The following is a 318-nucleotide window of genomic DNA, read 5'->3' as shown; positions in this document are numbered from 1 at the left end:
CCATCGGCTGGTAACGGCAAGCATTGGAAACGGGAACAATCACAAGAGTACAGTCCGAACAATAGAAGGTGCGGATTTTAGCATAAAGGAACGAGAAGTGAGAGGAGGGAAGGACAGATGGTATTGGACAACCGGTATGGAGCATTTATCGATCCGGGACTTGAGGTATCGCCGCTTGCGCGCGGACCTTTGGACGGATTGACCTTTGCGGTCAAAGACGTCTTTGCGGTCAAGGGCCATGTCTCGTCGGCGGGCAACCCGGACTGGCTGCGCAGTCATCCGGCGGCGGAAGAGCATGCCGCAGCGGTTCGCAGCCTG

1 pseudogene is annotated in these 318 nt (G+C 56.6%); it reads left to right on the top strand.

The features are described 5' to 3' along the window. Positions 1 to 117: 117 nt before the first annotated feature. Positions 118 to 318, top strand: a pseudogene (locus tag L691_RS29440) (amidase); the annotation flags it as partial.

The sequence above is a fragment of the Paenibacillus zanthoxyli JH29 genome (assembly GCF_000520715.1).
In the GTDB taxonomy this organism is placed as follows: Bacteria; Bacillota; Bacilli; order Paenibacillales; family Paenibacillaceae; genus Paenibacillus_AQ; species Paenibacillus_AQ zanthoxyli.
The sequence above is the reverse complement of the archived record's forward strand: the minus strand, read 5'-3'. Positions and strand labels throughout refer to the sequence as shown.